At 66.0% G+C, this 1,393-nt stretch carries 1 protein-coding gene; it reads right to left on the bottom strand.

The features are described from left to right. Nucleotides 1-39 precede the first annotated feature (39 nt). On the bottom strand, nucleotides 40-1,344 hold the full coding sequence (locus V5E28_RS48975; RefSeq protein WP_336217186.1) for an IS256 family transposase: 1,305 nt from the start codon (nucleotides 1,342-1,344) through the stop codon (nucleotides 40-42). Nucleotides 1,345-1,393 lie beyond the last annotated feature (49 nt).

The raw sequence follows: 1,393 nt of genomic DNA, 5'->3' as shown, positions 1-1,393 counted from the left end.
GGGTGTGTCCAGTCAGTGGTGTATCTCGATTTTGCTTGATTAGCGGGTGATCGGGGTCAGGCGGCCTTCGAAGGTGATGGCGAAGGCGTTCAGGGCAGCCTTCCAGCGGATGATCCAACGCTTGCGGCCCTTGCCGGTCGGGTCCAGGCTCATGATCGCCATGTAGACGCACTTGAGCGCGGCCTGCTCGTTCGGGAAGTGGCCGCGGGCCTTGACCGCCCGGCGGATCCGCGCGTTGACCGACTCGATCGCGTTGGTCGAGCAGATCACCCGGCGGATCTCGGGGTCGAAGTTGAGGAAGGGCACGAACTCGGCCCAGGCGTCCTCCCACAACTTCACGATCGCCGGATACTTGCCACCCCACGTCTCGGCGAACTCGTAGAACCGCTCGAGCGCGGCCGCTTCGGTCGGCGCGGTGTAAACCGGCTTGAGCGCCTTGGCGATGGCGTCCCAGTGCTGGCGGGCGGCATACCGGAACGAAGCGCGCAGCAGGTGAACGACGCACGTCTGGACGACCGTCCGGGGCCAGACGGTCTCGATGGCCTGCGGCAGCCCTTTGAGGCCGTCGCAGACCACCATCAGTGCATCGGCCACGCCGCGGTTCTTGATCTCGGTCAGCACGTGCAGCCAGAACTTGGCGCCCTCGCCGCCGTCGCCGGCCCACAGGCCGAGGATGTCGCGCTCGCCGTCGACGGTGACGGCCAGCGCCACGTAGATGGGCCGGTTGGCGACCTGGCCGTCACGTAGTTTCACGTGGATGGCGTCGATGAAGATCACCGGGTAGGCGGGGTCGAGCGGCCGGTTCTGCCACTCGGCCATGCCCTCCAGCACCTTGTCGGTGATGGTGGAGATGGTCTGCTTGGACACCTCGGCACCGTAGACCTCGGCCAGGTGCGCGGAGATCTCCCCGGTCGTCAGTCCCTTGGCGGCCAGCGAGATGACCATTTCATCGACACCGGACAGCCGCCGCTGCCGCTTACGCACGATCTTCGGCTCGAAGCTGCCGTCCCGATCCCGGGGCACGGTGATCTCCACCGGGCCGACGTCGGTGATGACCGTCTTGGAGCGGGCGCCGTTACGGCTGTTGGTCGTCTCGCCGCCGGAGCGCTGGTGCTTGTCATAGCCGAGATGGTCGGTGATCTCACCTTCCAGCGCGGACTCCAGCACCAGCTTGGTCAGCCGGCCCAGCAGCCCGTTCTCACCCACCAGTTCCACGCCCTCCGCCCGGGCCTGATCGACCAGCCTGGCCACCAGCTCCCGATCCGTCGAGTTCTCGGGCTTCTTGCGCGTCACCGCGGCGTCCTCCAGGTCGATCTCCGTCGATGCCTGGATCACATTACTCATCAGGTGTGTTCTCCTTGATCAGGAGTTACACCAGTGACCGTACAGTCCC

Origin of the sequence: Nonomuraea sp. LPB2021202275-12-8 (assembly GCF_037044575.1) — a bacterium.
Lineage (GTDB): Bacteria > Actinomycetota > Actinomycetes > Streptosporangiales > Streptosporangiaceae > Nonomuraea.
The sequence above is the reverse complement of the archived record's forward strand: the minus strand, read 5'-3'. Positions and strand labels throughout refer to the sequence as shown.

Excerpts from the sequence above, each read along its gene's own strand:
- V5E28_RS48975 (WP_336217186.1), bottom strand. The coding sequence starts at position 1,344 with ATGAGTAATGTGATCCAGGCATCGACGGAGATCGACCTGGAGGACGCC.